General features: G+C 62.8%; 16 protein-coding genes and 1 riboswitch. Of the genes, 8 read left to right on the forward strand and 8 right to left on the reverse strand.

The genetic code is table 11. The features are described 5' to 3' along the window. The first annotated feature begins 100 nt into the window (after nt 1-100). Nucleotides 101-1,579, forward strand: coding sequence for a gamma-aminobutyraldehyde dehydrogenase (locus ACIQTW_RS09265; protein WP_402936401.1), 1,479 nt, complete (start codon nt 101-103; stop codon nt 1,577-1,579). Between the two features lie 65 nt (nt 1,580-1,644). Here the strand turns inward: ACIQTW_RS09265 and ACIQTW_RS09270 are convergent, their stop codons facing one another. Further along, on the reverse strand, nt 1,645-2,559 hold the full coding sequence (locus ACIQTW_RS09270) for an EamA family transporter (RefSeq protein ID WP_402936403.1): 915 nt from the start codon (nt 2,557-2,559) through the stop codon (nt 1,645-1,647). Between the two features lie 72 nt (nt 2,560-2,631). Between ACIQTW_RS09270 and ACIQTW_RS09275 the strand changes: the two genes are divergently transcribed. After that, a complete protein-coding gene (locus ACIQTW_RS09275) occupies nt 2,632-3,549 on the forward strand; it encodes a LysR family transcriptional regulator (protein WP_402936404.1) in 918 nt (305 codons plus the stop codon). A gap of 124 nt (nt 3,550-3,673) precedes the next feature. Further along, complete coding sequence (locus ACIQTW_RS09280; protein WP_402936406.1) at nt 3,674-4,000, forward strand: hypothetical protein; 327 nt, start codon at nt 3,674-3,676, stop codon at nt 3,998-4,000. Here the strand turns inward: ACIQTW_RS09280 and ACIQTW_RS09285 are convergent, their stop codons facing one another. Both ACIQTW_RS09285 and ACIQTW_RS09290 read right to left on the reverse strand, forming a co-directional pair. Further along, the gene (locus ACIQTW_RS09285; RefSeq protein WP_402936408.1) at nt 4,001-4,525 is read right to left on the reverse strand and encodes a SixA phosphatase family protein; all 525 of its coding nucleotides are present in this window, start codon (nt 4,523-4,525) and stop codon (nt 4,001-4,003) included. It abuts the gene before it with no gap. A gap of 403 nt (nt 4,526-4,928) precedes the next feature. Continuing rightward, nucleotides 4,929-5,795, reverse strand: coding sequence for a winged helix-turn-helix domain-containing protein (locus tag ACIQTW_RS09290; protein ID WP_402936410.1), 867 nt, complete (start codon nt 5,793-5,795; stop codon nt 4,929-4,931). Nucleotides 5,796-6,470: 675 nt separating this feature from the next. Between ACIQTW_RS09290 and ACIQTW_RS09295 the strand changes: the two genes are divergently transcribed. From ACIQTW_RS09295 to ACIQTW_RS09310, 4 genes are all read left to right on the forward strand, one after another. After that, nucleotides 6,471-7,211, forward strand: coding sequence for a response regulator transcription factor (locus tag ACIQTW_RS09295; protein WP_402936412.1), 741 nt, complete (start codon nt 6,471-6,473; stop codon nt 7,209-7,211). Between the two features lie 21 nt (nt 7,212-7,232). After that, nucleotides 7,233-8,729, forward strand: a complete 1,497-nt coding sequence (locus ACIQTW_RS09300) for an ATP-binding protein (RefSeq protein ID WP_402936960.1) — start codon at nt 7,233-7,235, stop codon at nt 8,727-8,729. A 109-nt stretch (nt 8,730-8,838) separates the two neighbouring features. Then, nucleotides 8,839-9,026: riboswitch (cyclic di-AMP (ydaO/yuaA leader) on the forward strand. Between the two features lies 1 nt (nt 9,027). Next, nucleotides 9,028-9,882 (forward strand): hypothetical protein, encoded by an 855-nt coding sequence (locus tag ACIQTW_RS09305; protein ID WP_402936414.1) that lies wholly within the window; start codon nt 9,028-9,030, stop codon nt 9,880-9,882. 170 nt (nt 9,883-10,052) lie between these two features. Then, complete coding sequence (locus ACIQTW_RS09310) at nt 10,053-10,889, forward strand: glycosyltransferase (protein ID WP_402936416.1); 837 nt, start codon at nt 10,053-10,055, stop codon at nt 10,887-10,889. A 15-nt stretch (nt 10,890-10,904) separates the two neighbouring features. Here the strand turns inward: ACIQTW_RS09310 and ACIQTW_RS09315 are convergent, their stop codons facing one another. From ACIQTW_RS09315 to upp, 4 genes are read right to left on the reverse strand one after another with little or no spacing between them, the layout of a single operon-like run. After that, on the reverse strand, nt 10,905-12,296 hold the full coding sequence (locus ACIQTW_RS09315; protein WP_402936418.1) for a pyridoxal phosphate-dependent decarboxylase family protein: 1,392 nt from the start codon (nt 12,294-12,296) through the stop codon (nt 10,905-10,907). A 53-nt stretch (nt 12,297-12,349) separates the two neighbouring features. Then, complete coding sequence (locus ACIQTW_RS09320) at nt 12,350-13,033, reverse strand: HAD-IA family hydrolase (RefSeq protein ID WP_402936420.1); 684 nt, start codon at nt 13,031-13,033, stop codon at nt 12,350-12,352. Between the two features lie 45 nt (nt 13,034-13,078). Beyond that, nucleotides 13,079-13,456 (reverse strand): glyoxalase superfamily protein, encoded by a 378-nt coding sequence (locus ACIQTW_RS09325; protein ID WP_402936422.1) that lies wholly within the window; start codon nt 13,454-13,456, stop codon nt 13,079-13,081. 47 nt (nt 13,457-13,503) lie between these two features. Further along, nucleotides 13,504-14,139 carry a uracil phosphoribosyltransferase gene (gene upp / locus ACIQTW_RS09330; protein ID WP_017198151.1) on the reverse strand — a complete coding sequence of 212 codons (636 nt, stop codon included), beginning with the start codon at nt 14,137-14,139 and terminating at the stop codon, nt 13,504-13,506. A 22-nt stretch (nt 14,140-14,161) separates the two neighbouring features. Between upp and ACIQTW_RS09335 the strand changes: the two genes are divergently transcribed. Continuing rightward, nucleotides 14,162-14,698: a nucleoside deaminase gene (locus tag ACIQTW_RS09335; protein ID WP_402936424.1), complete on the forward strand. Its 537-nt coding sequence runs from the start codon at nt 14,162-14,164 to the stop codon at nt 14,696-14,698. Nucleotides 14,699-14,732: 34 nt separating this feature from the next. On the opposite strand, the gene ACIQTW_RS09340 is transcribed toward ACIQTW_RS09335, so the two are convergent. Then, nucleotides 14,733-15,563, reverse strand: a complete 831-nt coding sequence (locus ACIQTW_RS09340; RefSeq protein WP_402936961.1) for a glycosyltransferase family 4 protein — start codon at nt 15,561-15,563, stop codon at nt 14,733-14,735. Between the last annotated feature and the right edge of the window lie 80 nt (nt 15,564-15,643).

Here is a 15,643-nt window from a genome sequence, read left to right on the forward strand (position 1 = left end):
ACAACGCAACGCACCCTTCCCCGCACGACGCCACCATCCGGCGTCGTCCATTCAGCACTGCCCGGACAGCGACGCCCGGCAGGGAAAGCACGGTACCCTCATGCACCAGTTCATCAACGGAAAGCTGCTGTCCGGAACCTCTGGAAGCAGCCTCAATGTCATCAATCCGGCTACCTCTGAGGTGGTGGAAACGGTGGGTCTCGCTTCACTTGCGGATCTGGAGTCGGCAGTGGCAGCGGCCCGCAGTGCCTTCCCGTCATGGTCCCGCACCGCGCCGGGTGAACGCGCCGGGATCCTGCAGAAGTTCGCCCGCATCGTCGAAGACCGCGCGGAGGAATTCGCCCGCGTTGAGAGTTCGCAGACAGGCAAACCGCTGCGGTTAACCCGCGAATTCGACGTCCCCGGCACCGTCGACAACATCGACTTCTTCGCAGGCGCCGCACGACACCTGGAGGGCAAGGCCACCGCCGAGTATTCGCCCCAACACACTTCCTCCATCCGACGGGAGGCGATCGGTGTGGTGGGATCCATCGCGCCCTGGAACTACCCCCTGCAAATGGCCGCATGGAAGATCCTTCCCGCCATTGCCGCAGGCAACACAATCGTTCTCAAGCCTGCCGAGATCACTCCGTTGACGTCGCTGATGTTCGCACAAGCGCTCAGTGACGCCGGACTGCCCGACGGCGTGGTGAACGTGGTGGTGGGCGACGGCGCCACGGTTGGGGCTGCGCTCATGCGGCACCCCGACGTGGACATGGTCTCTTTCACGGGGTCCACCGCGGTTGGCCGCACAGTTTTGGAGGCCGCGGCCGTCAACTCGAAGCGCGTGCACCTCGAATTGGGCGGTAAGGCACCCTTTGTTGTGTTCGACGACGCCAATCTGGACGCTGCCGTTCATGGCGCTGTGGCCGGTTCGCTGATCAACACCGGCCAGGACTGCACTGCGGCCACCAGGGCTATCGTGCATCGGAGCATTTATGAAGAGTTCGTGGCTGCGGTGGCAGCCCGCTTTGACGGGATCGTCCTCGGTGCGCCCGGGGGCACTGATGCAGATCTCGGCCCCCTCATATCCTTCAAGCAGCGCGACCACGTAGCCGGAATGGTGGACCGCGCCCGGTCTTACAGCAAGGTGATGGCAGGCGGCTACGCTCCTACGGATGCGGGCCTGGAAAACGGCGCCTTTTACCGGCCTACGCTGGTTGTTGACGCGGCGCCGGACTCGGAAATCGTCAAGGACGAGGTGTTCGGCCCGGTTCTGGTGGTCCTCCCGTTCGAAACGGACGACGAAGCGATCCATCTGGCCAACGACACCGTCTACGGACTGGCTGCGTCCGCCTGGACGAACAATCTCCAGCGGGCCTTGCGGGCAACCCGCGAGATCAAGGCCGGTTGTGTGTGGGTCAACGACCATGTTCCGATCATTTCCGAGATGCCCCACGGCGGCTTCAAGCAATCAGGGTTCGGCAAGGACATGTCCGCCTATTCCTTTGATGAATACACCCAGGTGAAGCACGTGATGTTCGAGTTGGACGGAATTGCCGAGAAAGACTGGCACCGGACCATCTTCAAGCTGCGCTGAGTATTCTCGGCGTGGGGCCTGCGTTGTAGGCGTTGTGGGGCCTGCTTTGCGAGCTTCCGCCCGATCTAGAGACGCAGAGCGGGCCTCACAACCGGCGTTTCCGGATGGATTTTGCGTCCGGCACCGAGCACTGCGATGGCAACTCCGAGGAGCAGGATCAGTCCGCCCAGTATTTCGGTCAAGGTAGGAATCTCGTTCAGGACCAGCCACGCGGCCGTCATCCCCACCACGGGGACCAGGAGCGTGAAGGGCACGACGTCGGAACTCGGGTAGAGCGACAACAAGCGGTTCCAGATGCCGTACCCAATCAACGACGCGAACACGGCCGTATAGATCGCGCTCAAGACGGTGGCCGGCTGCAGGTCCGTGAGCGTTGCCAACACTATGTCAGGCCCATCCACTACCAGCGATAAGCCAGCCAACGGAAGCGGCACCACGGCACCGGACCACACCACCAACCCCAAGCCGGAAGCGGCCTTCGTGTGCCGGGCCACCACATTCCCTACCGCCCACGACAACGCCGCCGCCAGAACGATCATGAGCGGCAGAACCGGAGCCACGGCACTTCGCCCCAAGGCCACTACCACTAAGCCTGCGATGCCCAAAGCCACGCCCGCCAGTTGTCGTCGGCTCGGCCTCTCGCCCAGGAATCTCGCCGCAAGCAAGATGGTGAACAACACCTGTGCCTGCAGCACCAGCGACGCCAGGCCCGCCGGCATCCCAAGTGCCATGCCCAGATATAGAAGGCCGAATTGGCCGGCACTCATGAAGAGCCCGACGCCGACAATCGCCTTCCAGCCCACGTCCGGTTTGCGGATGAAGAGGATGCAGGGAAAGACCACCAACAAGAAGCGCATGGCGACGAAGAGCAGGGGCGGGACTTCCCTGCCGTTGGTGTGGAGACCGAGGTCGATTGCAACGAAGTTGATGCCCCAAAGAACAGCAACCATAAGGGCGAGGGCAGAGTGGCGAAGGTTCACAAGTACACTCTGGCCCTCTTTAGGTTGAAGCACCAGCGTTGAATTTGATATGGAACAGCGTAGATTTGCTTCATGATCGACATCTCAGCACTTAGGGCCTTGGTCGCCGTGGAGCAGCACGGCTCAGTGGTGGCGGCATCGGACGTTATGGGCTTCAGCCCTTCGGCAATTTCGCAGCAAATCAAGAAACTTGAGAAGCAAACCGGCGTCACTGTGCTGGAACGCAGCGGTCGCGGGGTGCTCCTCACAGAGCGCGGCTTGGCACTTGCAGGTTATGGCCGGCGGATCATGGGTGAGCTTGAGGAACTGCAAGCCACCCTTCTCGCCGATCCCTCGAAGCCTTCGGGACTCCTCAGGCTTGTCGCGTTTTCAACGGCTTGCCGCGGCCTGGTGGGACCCCTGCTCGGGCGCATCGCCGCTGCCCACTCGGCTCTGGGCATCACCGTGCTGGCCGAAGATCCGCGGGAGGCGGTGCAACGAGTCGCGTCAGGCGAGGCCGAACTTGCGGTGGTACATAACTGGAATTCGGTGCCCTTGGTGATTCCGGAGAACCTGGTGCATGAAGACCTCTGCATCGACCAAGCCGACGTCCTCGTCAACAGCACGCACGCGCTGGCGGCGCGCACCGCCGTCGAGCCTGAAGACCTTCTGGACGAGACGTGGATCAGCACCCCTGCAGGAGCCATCTGCAACGAGGCGCTGCTGCAGATCTTCGCTGGACTGGGCAAGGTCCCCAACATCCGTATCTACGATCCCGACTTCTCCACTCACATCGCCATGGTGGAACAGGGGGTTGCTGTGGCACTCGTACCGAGGCTCGGAAGGCCTCCCCTTCCCGACGGAGTGGTGGCCATCCCGGTGATCCGTCCGGTCCAGCAACGATCCGTTGGTGTTGTCTATCGCAAAACGATGACGGCCAGTCCCAACATCCGACTTGCCGTGAACATGCTGCGCGAGATAGCGGCTGAGCTACCGCTGCCCCAAGGCTAACTAAGAGCGATCAACGTCACACTGGGGAACATTCGACGCCGCGACGCTTGTTAGCTTAGGCTAACCTTACCTAGTCGCGCCGCCCGGAGCACGCGATCGTCGAAACACTTGAAGGGGCCCACCTGTGGAAGCAATCCTCTTTCCCACGGACATGAACCACCATCACACGTATGGCTTGGTTAGCTACATCATGATCGACGACGGCCTCTATCCGAGCGCCCACAACCGGCGGGATCCGTACGCGCTTCCTGCGTTCGACATCCGCGGTCAATGGGTCTACCCCAGCCGCTACAACGAATTCATGGCTCCGCAGTTGCCGGTGTACATGTTCGACGGCGAATACCTCATCGCAACAGGGCATGGCGAAGAAGCTGCGGGCCTACCGGTGTTCGAGATCCGCTGCATGTGCATGCCGCAGCTGGCTTTTGGGGACTCAAACAACCCGCTATGACTATTTGCGGGGCACTGTAAAGTGCGTCAGCCTGGCATCCTGGCCGTCGAGCTCAGCCCACGATTTTTCAGTTTCCATTACCGTCAACGCACTCGTTGGGTAACGGGTTGCAGCATCCATGTAAGCGTCGTGGTCCGAATCGCGGGAAGCCAGATGCATGGCAAGATCCTGAACTCCGGGCATATGCGAGATAACCATCAACGTGGTCACGGTGTCGGGGACGTGGTTGATCACCGTCAACATGCGGTTGGCTGAGGCGGAGTACAAGCCGTCCTCGAGTTTGGGCGTCGGCGCCTTGTCCCCCAACTCATCGCAGACCCAGGTGCAGGTCTGTCGGGTCCTCAACGCTGACGAACACAGGATGAAGTCGGGCACCACGCCGTGTTTGAGCAACCACTTCCCAGCCAACGGAGCCTCCCGATGCCCACGCTCCTCCAGGGGACGCTCATGATCAGGCACCCCCATAGGCCAATCTGCCTTGGCGTGCCGCATGATCACCAGGCGCTTAATGTGATGGTCACTCATAACCCAACCCTATCCGCCGCAGACCCCAGCTGCTTCCTGCGGGCCGCCGTCACTAACTTTGAATTCGCGGCACCTCCGCCACGCAGTGGAACAGGCGTGTCCAGGGTATTTGACGGCCAATGTGGGTGGTGGCGGCACACAGCCCCTAAGATCCCTCCGCCGCGGAGGTCAGACTCCTCGACGTGTCCAGGGAAGCCGCCATAGTGCGTGCGCTGGAGTGCAAGGGGCGTTATGGAGGGAGCTGCAGCGTAGCGGGGCATCTCGATAGCGCCGTTGTCGCGCGAAGAATGAGCGCCGGCGCAAAGGGATCGTCCCGCTACAGCGGAAGCGTCCGCCGCTGGATCACCCCGCGAACACGAAAGCGCCCGCCCTTACAGGACGAGCGCTTTCGGCGTAGTGCGACTTAGATCGAGTATTCCGGAGCGGCCCAGACGATAACTTCTGGGTGCTCGTAGAAACGATAGCCCTGGCCTCGGACAGTGCGGACCGTGTTCGCGAGGCGGCCCAGCTTGGAACGGAGGCGGCGGATGTGGACGTCGATAGTGCGCTCGTTCGGCACTTCCTCGGCGTTGCGCCACAGGCCTTCAAGGAGTTCGTCGCGGCCCACAGTGCGCGTGCCGTTCTCGACGAGGTAGTTGAGGAGCTCGAATTCCTTGAACGTGAGGTTCAGGGATTCGCCGTCGAGGTGCACTTCGCGGCGGGCGAGATCGATCAGGACGCCGGACGGACGGGCTTCCTGCTGGGGCGCCGGGCGGGCTGCTTCGGTGCGCTGGCGTGCGGCGACGGTAGGGTCACCGAAGGTGGAACGCACGACGTCGAGTGCGGACCCGGGTGCCCCGGCGGGGGCAACTGCGACGGCGGCATAGCTCTCGGCGCCGGTCACGAGGGACTGAGCGTAAGCCCGGATTTCCTGGGCGAGCTTCGCAATGGAGGTTCCGGCGGCAGCTGCGGTTTCTTCGTCGATGCCCATGTAGAGGACGAAGCCGCGGGCCACGTTGTCGTTGGCAACAGGGCGGAGCTTGTCCGACTGGGCAATCACAGGGGTGGGCGCAGTCATGGGCGCCGGCTCCACGGCGGGGACTGCGCGCAACTGGCCGTAGGAGTTGGGGTTATAGCCCTGAGGCACGTATCCGGGGGCCTGCTGACCGGCGCCTTGCGGGGCGGGAGAGTAGCCGGGACGGTTGCCGAAGCCGGGGCGAAGCCCTGCGTTTGACGCAGCCTTGTTGGCGTTACGGACGGAGATGTGGACGTATCCAGATGCAACTGACATGGAGTGCTTACCTCAAAAGTGAATAGCCGTCATCGCGGCTTCGAATGCTGGTTGTCCCCGCAATGAGTTTGGGGAGGGGCGCCCAACGCTGGGCTAGGGGGCGAATGCCTGAAACTTCTTGGGGTGGAAAGTTAGGCTTGCATTCGACAACAGCGGTCATCATGGCCAGCGGGTGCGCTGGGCCAGGTTGCTGCGGCTGCAGGTGCTGTTGAGTTCTTGTTCACATTGGAAGTGTGCAACGTAACAATGGCAACACGCAAGTAACAAAGCGTCGAACCGTCCACATTTTGAGACGCAGAGGTCTATTGTGTCGCAAATCACAATTCAATAAGGGCAGTAAATGAATGCCATTTCATTCGGTACGGTCAGGCAAAATCCGGCAACTCGTGAATATTATTCGGCATAACGGGGATGATGTGCATTCCCGTTCCCACCAACCCTCCCCTGACGGAATCTCACGATCTGAAACACTTGTTGTCCAATCGCGACTAGTCTTTCGGACCAATTTTCGGGACAGAATCGGCTGCAAGCCTCAGAGACCTGGCTGAAGCTGGGTCTCGGGAAACCTTGGAACGCGTGAGCGTGTCGGGAGCCCCCTCCTCGATAGTCTGATCTCACAGCGTCCTCACAGGATGGGCAAAGCGTTGGCAAACCAGCAGAATGGAGAGTTATCCCATGGCCTCCTCGCACTCCATGACCAACAACCTTCCCCAGCTCTCCCACCCGGACGGCTCCCCCATCCGTGCCCTGGTGGTAGATGACGAACCCAGCCTTGCCGAGCTGATGAGCATGGGCCTGCGCATGGCAGGATGGTCCGTTGCGGTGGCAGGCGACGGTCCGGAGGCAGTGAAGCTAGCCAAGGACTTCCGCCCTGACGTGCTGGTTCTGGATGTCATGCTTCCCGGATTCGACGGCGTCGAAGTCCTGAACCGCATCCGCACCTTCGCCCCGGAGGTTCCCGCCTTGTTCCTCACGGCCAAGGACGCCGTGGAGGACCGTATTGTCGGACTCGCAGCAGGTGGGGACGACTACGTCACTAAACCCTTCAGCATGGAAGAAGTCCTCCTGCGACTTCACCGCCTGGTCCAGCGCTCCGGCGTAGCCGCCATGGACACCGCGGAGCTTGTGGTAGGCGACCTCACGCTCAACGTAGATACCCGGGAAGTAACCCGCGCCGGCCAGGACATCCCGCTGACCGCCACCCAATTCGAGCTGCTGCGCTATCTCATGGAGAACCCCAAACGAGTTGTCAGCAAAGCCCAGATCCTGGACCGCGTGTGGGACTACGACTTCGGTGGCCAGGCCAACATCGTGGAACTCTACATCTCCTATCTGCGCAAGAAGATCGAAGCCAAGCACCCCCCGATGATCCATACCGTCCGGGGTGCCGGATACGTCATCAAGCCTGCGGATTAGGCATTGAGCACCCTCTCAGGAGTGGCCAGGAAGTCAAGAGCGGCCGGACAAACTCCGCGCAGTTGGCTCAACCCCTCCACTTGGCACTTGCGTACACGCTTGGTCCTGGTGGCCATGGCCCTGCTGATCGCCATTTGCGCTGCGGTGGGAGTTGTCAGCTACGCCTCCATGGACATGGTTTTCAACAGGCAGCTCGACAGGCAGTTGGAGCAGGCGTCCAGCCGCGCGAATGACTTCGGCAGGCCGCCGTCGAACTTTCCGTCATCCCCCGGCAGGCCGGACCCTTTGGAAGCGCGCGGGCAGGCGGCGGGCACGCTCAACGCGAGGATCGACGGCTCCGCTGTGCGTAGCTCGGGTTTGATCGACGCCCAAGGTAACCGCGTCTCGCTCTCAGCAGACGACGAGCAGGTCCTGGTGTCGCTCCCCACGAACAACCACCCCGTGGACCGATCACTGTCCAACGGCGATTACCGGCTGGTGGCAGTCAAGACCACCTATGGCGATGTGATCGTGACGGGCCTGCCGCTCGCGGACAAACAGAGCGCCGAAGCCTCGCTGGTGTGGACCATGGTGCTGGTCTCGCTGGGTGGCCTGGTGGTGATCGGCCTCGTGGGGACGGTCATCATCCGCCGGACCATGCGTCCGCTCGAGCAGCTCTCCGAGGTGGCCACAAAGGTTGCGCGCCTGCCTCTCGACGCCGGTGAGGTGGCACTGGCGGTGCGCGTACCGCCGTCGGCATCCCACCCTGGAACGGAAGTTGGCAGCGTCGGCCATGCCTTGAACCAGATGCTGAACAACGTTTCGAGCGCGCTGGAAGCCCGGCAGGAAAGCGAAACCAAAGTGCGCCAGTTTGTGGCCGATGCCTCGCACGAACTACGAACGCCCCTGACCGCCATCCGGGGCTACACAGAGCTGCTGAGGATGACGGAAACGTTCACCGAGGATGGCCGGAAGTCGCTGGCGCGGGTCCAAAGCCAGTCCGAACGCATGACCACCTTGGTGGAGGACCTTCTACTGCTGGCGCGGCTGGACGAGGGCAAGCCCGTGAAAGTCGAAAACGTAGACCTGACACAGCTGGTCATCGAAACGGTGAGTGACGAGAAAGTCATGGCGCCGGACCACATCTGGCAGCTCCAGCTCCCTGACGAGCCCATCACTGTGCGCGGCGATGCCACCCAACTTCACCAGGTGCTGGCCAATTTGCTGTCCAATGCCCGCAAACACACCGATCCCGGCACCACTGTGGCTACAGGTGTCATGCTCTCCGCCGATGGCAGCGCCGTGGTCACGGTGACGGACAACGGCCCCGGAATTCCTGAAGATTTCCAGGGCCGGATCTTCTCCCGGTTCGCCCGCGCTGATGTCGCAAGATCAGGAACTGAGGGCACCTCCGGACTCGGCTTGTCCATTGTGGAATCCATCGTTTCGGCGCATGGCGGTAGCGTGGAAATGACCTCGCGGCCGGGGCGCACCGAATTCGCCCTTCGATTCCCTACCGTCACCACCGAAGGCATATAACGAATCGGGCAAGGCGACTCACCGGCATCGTGATCTCTGTTACCTAAATGTGACTTCTACGGAATCCTCCTGTACCGTCGAAAGGGTGGGTCGTCCCTAGCAGGCCCACATCCGGGATGCGCCGAGCTCTGCCACTTCCCGGAGTCCGTTCTTTCTCCGAGGCAGAGACGGGGGACCCAGAGTCTCCGGGCCAGGCCACTTTTGGCCGGCCCTTGGGGTGAAGCCGCAGCATGATGCGCGGCCGGATGACCTCATCCGAACCCGACAGCTAACTCCGCAGGCGCTGAGAGGTAATCACATGTCTGAATTTAACGATCAGACGCGCCCTTCCGCGCGTCACAGCGACGAACACAACGCACCGCTCACCAAGTCGCAGTCCGTCCTCAAGAACGCAGCCCGCCAGGGTAAGTCCGGCCACCGCATGTCCGTAGTTGCCGGTGTTGTGGCAGCTGCATTGGGCGTTGCATCGCTCGGAACCGCCGCAAACGCCGCACTGACCCTCCCCGAGGCCAGCCGCGTAGCCGGAACCCAGTCCAGTGCGCAGGTCAACACCAACAAGTCGGCTGAGATCTCTGCTTCCCTGAATGCTGCCGCCGAAAAGGGCGCAGCCGACAGGGCCGCCGCGGATAAGGCCGCCGCAGACAAGGCCGCCGCCGAGAAGGTTGCCGCTGACCAGGCCGCAGCTGCGCAGGCTGCAGCCGAAAAGGCTGCCGCTGATCAGGCTGCTGCCCAGGCCGCAGCTGAGAAGGCTGCTGCTGACGCTGCTGCCAAGCAGGCCGCCGACGCCGCTGCTGCCGCTGCCGCTGCGGAAGCCGCAGCAGCTGCTGCCGCTCCCAAGGCTGTGGATGACCCTGCGGCTGCCAAGGCGTACGCACTCAGCATCCTTGGCAACTACGGTTGGGGCCCGGGCGAAATGACTGCCCTCAACACGCTGTGGGAGAAGGAATCGAACTGGAGGACCACGGCGATGAACGCTTCCAGCGGCGCCTACGGCATCGTCCAGTCCCTGCCTGCTTCCAAGATGGCCACCGTGGGTCCTGACTGGGAAACCAACTACCAGACCCAGATCAAGTGGGGCCTGAACTACATCAAGGAGCGTTACGGATCCCCGTCCGCCGCTCTGGGCTTCCACTTGGCCAACAACTGGTACTAAACCAGACTGCTTGATTGCCGCGCCCGTTGCCGCCGTTCGCACCAGTGCCCACTGGAGCGGATAGCGGGAACGGGTGCGGTTTTGCCGTTTCACAGGTGCGGCGCTTAGTTCACAGTGGGGTCACAGTTGCCGCCTATTCGGCTCATATGGAGTGAGCTGATGCTGAATGTATGACGCTCACAGATCCCAAGCCGGTGATGAATCATCAGCTGCAGCGCTCCCCCGCGGACACACGCGCCTTAGTTCCTACCCTGGACTTCATCATCCCTGTGCTCAACGACGAGACCCAGCTGGAATACAAGCTTCGCAGCCTACACAGCCACCTCGCCGGTTCCTTCCCCCACACATTCCGGATCACCGTCGCGGACAATGCCAGCACGGACAACACCTTGCGGATCGCCGAACGCCTGGCCAGGGAACTCCCCGAGCTATTGGTGGTCCACCTTGAGCAGAGGGGTCGCGGAAACTCGCTCCGCCGGGTCTGGCTTTCCTCGCCCTCACCTCTGCTTGCGTACATGGACCCCCGTCTGACCATCGACCTTTCGGCGGTGGCGCCCCTACTTGCCCCGCTGATCTCCGGGCACTCCGACCTCGCGGTCGGCACGCGACTGGCCAAGGCCTCACACGGGACATTCAGCCGCCACCGTGAGGTCATTGCACGGACCTACAACTTCCTGCTGCGCGTCATGACGGGGGCGCGCTACTCCGATGCCGAGTGCGGCTTCAAAGCCATACGTGCCGACATCGCCCAACAGTTGCTCCCCCACACCCGCGATGAAGCATGGTTCTTCGACACCGAACTGCTGATGATTGCCGAACGTTCTGCTTTGCGCATTCATGAAGTCCCGCTCGACTGGACCGACGATCCCGACCCGAGCGTCGACGTCGTACGCACAGCCTGGGCGGACCTCCGCGCAGTGGCGCGCCTGGCCCGCGAGCTGCATCACGGGACAATTCCCGTCAGTGAGTTGCGCGCCGAACTGGGCCGAGGACCTCACCGGCACTGAGCCCGCGCAGGAGCTCTACATCTCCGGCTCAGCCTCCACCGCACCCCGCACGGCGGCAAGGGAGGCCGCGACATCTCCGGCGTCCGTAGTCCAGTTGCTGACCGAGATCCGTAGGATCTCGCGTCCACGCCACGACGAACCGGACATCCAGACCGCGCCTTCGGCCATAAGCCGCTGGGTGATCCGGTGCGTACGGTCATCGCTTCCGAAACTCACCGAGACCTGCGTGAACACGACGTCATTGAGCACCTCCACGCCAGGAATCGAGGACAGGCCTTCAGCCAAAGCCCGGGCATTCGCTGCCAGGCGCTCCACCATGGAAATCACGCCGTCCCGGCCCAGTTGCCTGAGTGCGGCCCACACGGGAATGCCTCGGGCCCGGCGGGACATCTCGGGAACCTTTTCGAAAGGATCCCCGGGTCCGGCGTCCGTGGCAATGAGGTAACTAGTGTGAACGCTGAAGGCACGCCTTAGGGCTTCCGGGCGGGCAACGATTGCCAGGCCACAGTCGTAGGGGACGTTCAGGGTTTTATGCGCGTCTGTTGCCCACGAATCTGCGTCCTCCACACCCGCCAGCCGGCCTCGCAGCTTCGGGCTAACGGCGGCCCACAAACCAAAGGCACCGTCCACGTGCACCCACGCGCCGCGATCGTGTGCCACGGCTATGGCTTCCGCCATGGGATCAAATGCCCCGGAGTGGAGGTTGCCCGCTTGCAGGCAGACCAACGATGGGCCGGGTTGCTGATCCATGGCATCAGCCAGGGCGTCGGGAAATATCCGGCCTTCGTCGTCGGCGTCTACCGGAACACAGGCCCCCAAACCGAGGTATCGCAACGCCAGGTCCACTGCGGCATGCCGTTCCCGGCCGGCAAAGGTTGTGATGCGCGGTGCACCGCTGAGGCCGAGGGCCTCGAGGTCCCATCCGGCCTCGTCCATCAGGTATTGGCGGCCCGCTGCCAACCCTACGAAGTTGGCAGTGGTGGCACCCGTGGTGAATCCGACGTCGGCAGTGGCCGGCAGGTGCAGGAGGTCCAAAAGCCAGGTGGCGGCAGATTCCTCGATGGCAGCTGCAGCGGGGGTGGCGAACCGGAGCCCGGTGTTTTGATCCCAGGCAGAGACCAACCAATCGGCGGCCATGGCGGCTGGCAAGGTTCCGCCCATGACCCACCCGAAAAACCGTCCGGACTGGATCGCCATCAAGCCGGGCTCAGCCAGCGCGGCGAGCTCGTCCACGACGTCCGCAGCATCGGTTGCGCCGTCGGGGAGACGCGGCAGGATGCTCTTGGCCACTTGGTCGGCATCAGAAGAAGGGCGGACAGAACGGGTGGGAACCGACGCAAGCCACTCACCGGCGTGGACCATGGCCCGCTCCAATGCAGCACCGTACGCCTCCGGCATCGCAGACATGCGCACAGCCTACGCCCGGTTCACCGCTTGGAACAGCCTTGACCCCTGCGGTACTAAAGGGTGATCGTCAGGAGATGACCGCCGTCGTCGTCCTTCACTGCGGTGACGGTGACCGCCGAGTAGTCCGGGATCCGCCACATGCCCGGCTCCAGCTCCGCATTGTGCCTGGCAGCGGCGTCGCCCACCACAACGGTCCGCATCCCCGCCGCGCGAGCAGCAGCGATTCCGGCAGGCGCATCCTCGAAAACCACGACGTCGGCCGGGTCGGCTCCCAGCAGCGCCGCCGCCTTCAGGTACCCCTCAGGATGCGGCTTACCGCGGGTAACGGACTCAGCAGTGACTGTTGTTGATGGCATGGTCAGCCCGGCCGCCTGCATACGGATATCCGCCAGGATGCGGTCCGCGGAGGTCACCAACGCGATGGCGTCATCCGGGAGTCCCGCCAGCAGGGCTTCTGCCCCGGGAAGCGCAATGACGCCATCGGTCCGGGTGCGTTCCATCTCGCCCAACTCGGCGGTCAGGGCTTCAAAGTCAGCGCCGGCGGGCGCATACCGGCGAACAGTATCGCCGGCTTGGACGCCGTGCGAGGTGCGCAGGATCTCGTTGAAGTCCAAGCCGTAGCGCTCGGCGAACTCGAGCCACACCTGCTCAACGATGGCTGTCGAGTCAACGAGGGTGCCGTCCATGTCGAAGAGGACGGCACGGACGGTCAAGACAGGTGCGGCAGGATGGCTCATGGTTCCATCCTGCCGCACACTCGTTGGGTGGTGCTGAAGTGTGACTTAGCCGTTGGGCCGCTGCGGGAGGTATTGCACTGCCCACTGGTTGCCATCCGGGTCAGCGAAGTACACAAAGTGACCCCAATCCTGGACGTCGACGTCGCTGACGTCCACGCCGTTGGCCTTGAGGTGCTCATGGGCCTTGTTGATGTCCGCCACCACCACTTGCAGGTTGGGTGCCGAACCCGGAGGGGCGTCGGAAAGCCCCTCCCCTATGGCGATGGAACACGCCGAACCCGGCGGCGTCAGCTGCACGAAACGGATGCCGTCCGTGGGACGCTCATCGAAATCGGCGTTGAAACCAACCTTGTTGACGTAGAAGTCCTTCGCGCGATCGACGTCGGAGACAGGGACAAATACCAGTTCAAGTTTCCAGTCCATGCGCCACAGGCTAACGGGGCGCGCCGGAAACCGGTAGGGGTCTCCCTTTAGCCGGCCACGCCGTAGAGGCGGTCGCCGGCGTCACCCAGGCCAGGCACGATGTACGACTTTTCGTTGAGCTTCTCGTCAATCGAGGCCAGGACGATTTTCACGTTGGCGTCGGAGAGTTCCTCTTCCAGCTTGGACAATCCCTCCGGAGCGGCCAGCAGGCAGATGCACGTCACATCCGAGGCACCGCGCTTGAAGAGGAACTTAATGGCCTCACGGAGGGTGCCGCCGGTAGCAAGCATGGGATCCAGGACAAAGATCTGGCGGCCAGTGAGGTCCTCGGGAAGGCGCTCGGCGTAGGTGATGATGTCCAAGGTTTCTTCGTCCCGGGCCATGCCCAGGAAGCCCACCTCAGCGGTGGGGACCAGCTTGGTCATTCCCTCGAGCATGCCAAGACCGGCGCGCAAAATCGGGACCACCAGCGGCGTGGGCTTGGTGAAAGCCGTGCCAATGGTAGTGGTGACGGGGGTTTCGATCTCGACTGGCTGCGTCTTGACCTCACGCGTGGCTTCATAAGCCAGGAGAGTGACGAGTTCTTCAGTGAGCTGCCGGAAGACCGGTGAAGGGGTGTTCTTATCCCGCAGAACGGTGAGCTTGTGAGCGACCAGCGGGTGGTCCACGACGAGTGTGCGCATCCCCCAAAACTATCATTGAGACATGAGCGCCACCGAGCCGTATCACGCAGAACACATGGCCTGGATGGGCCTTGCCCTGGACGAAGCCCGGTTGGCGTTGAAAACTGACGACGTACCGATCGGCGCCGTCGTGTTGGGACCCGACGGCGGAGTGCTGGGTTCCGGACGCAATGAACGCGAAGCCTACGGAGACCCGACCGCCCACGCGGAGATGGTGGCCATTCGTCAGGCCGCTGCTTCGCTTCGTCAGCGGGCTCACGATGTGGGCGCCGTCGGTGATGGCTGGCGTTTGGAAGACTGCACTTTGGTGGTCACCCTTGAGCCGTGTGCCATGTGTGCCGGGGCGATTGTGTTGGCCCGTATTCCCCGCGTCGTGTTTGGTGCCTGGGACGAGAAGGCCGGAGCGGTGGGTTCAGTGTTCGATATCCTCCGCGAGCGCCGCCTCAATCACTGGGTGGAGGTCTACGCGGGCGTCCGCGAGGACGAGTGCGCTGCCTTGCTCAGGGACTTCTTCACCTCGCACCGCGTGCCTCTTCCTCTCCCGCGAAATGGCATTTGACGACGATCCCGGGTCTTGGGATGGGCTTTTACTGTCACCTCGGTGAGCTTTGGACGGCCTTTAGGACGGTGGCGGCAGTGGTGTCCCAGCCTTGGAGATGCTCCCTGGCTGTCATTGCTGCGTTCCGCCAGGTTTGTTGCTGGGCGTGGTCCGTGAGCCAACTCCGGAGGGTGCTGGCGAGGGTGCCAGGGTCACTGAGATCCAGGGCCGCGCCCGCCCCTGTGTCACCCAGTGCTTCCACTGCTCCCGTTCCCTGCCGAACGAGCACGGGGATGCCGTGGGCCAACGACTCCGTAACGGACATCCCGAAGCTTTCGGAACGTGAAATCAGAACACTCAAGTCGGCCCTGTGCCACTGCTCTTCGAGGGCATCGCCGGCCAGCTCTCCTGTGATGCTGATTTGGTTTTCGAGACCGTAATGCTCGACGGCGGCCCTCACCTCCGCTGCGTAGCCCGGGTCAGCGTCTTGGGAGCCTATGAGAGCTGCGGTCCACGCGAGATCTTGTAGCCGGCTGAGCGCCTCTACCAGGAGTGTTTGGCATTTGTTTGGCAGCAACGCTGCAACAACCGCAATGTGCCGTGGTTCGGATCCTTCTGCGGGGTTTGCCTTCTCAGCACCGGGCGTAGCGACGACGCTATTCTGCGTCCCGTGCTTTGCCTCCAGCTCCGCCGCTGCGTGGGCACTCGGGCAGATGATCCCGGTTGCGGAATTCAGCGCCTTGGCCTCAAGATCGTGGTGGTCCGCCAGAGCCATGTGGGAGAGGATCCAGACCTTGGTTCCGGCATTCACCGCGCCGGCGATCTCTTCCGGCGCACCACTGGCTATCAGGCCGTCCGCAATCACTGTTGTTCCGACGTCGAGCATGTGCGCGAACCGCTGCCGGTCCGCCGGGCCCCCAACGGGCCAGTCGCCGTCGACCGTTACTGTCTCAACGTTCGCGCCGA

Source organism: Paenarthrobacter sp. NPDC090517 (assembly GCF_044769165.1).
In the GTDB taxonomy this organism is placed as follows: Bacteria; Actinomycetota; Actinomycetes; order Actinomycetales; family Micrococcaceae; genus Arthrobacter.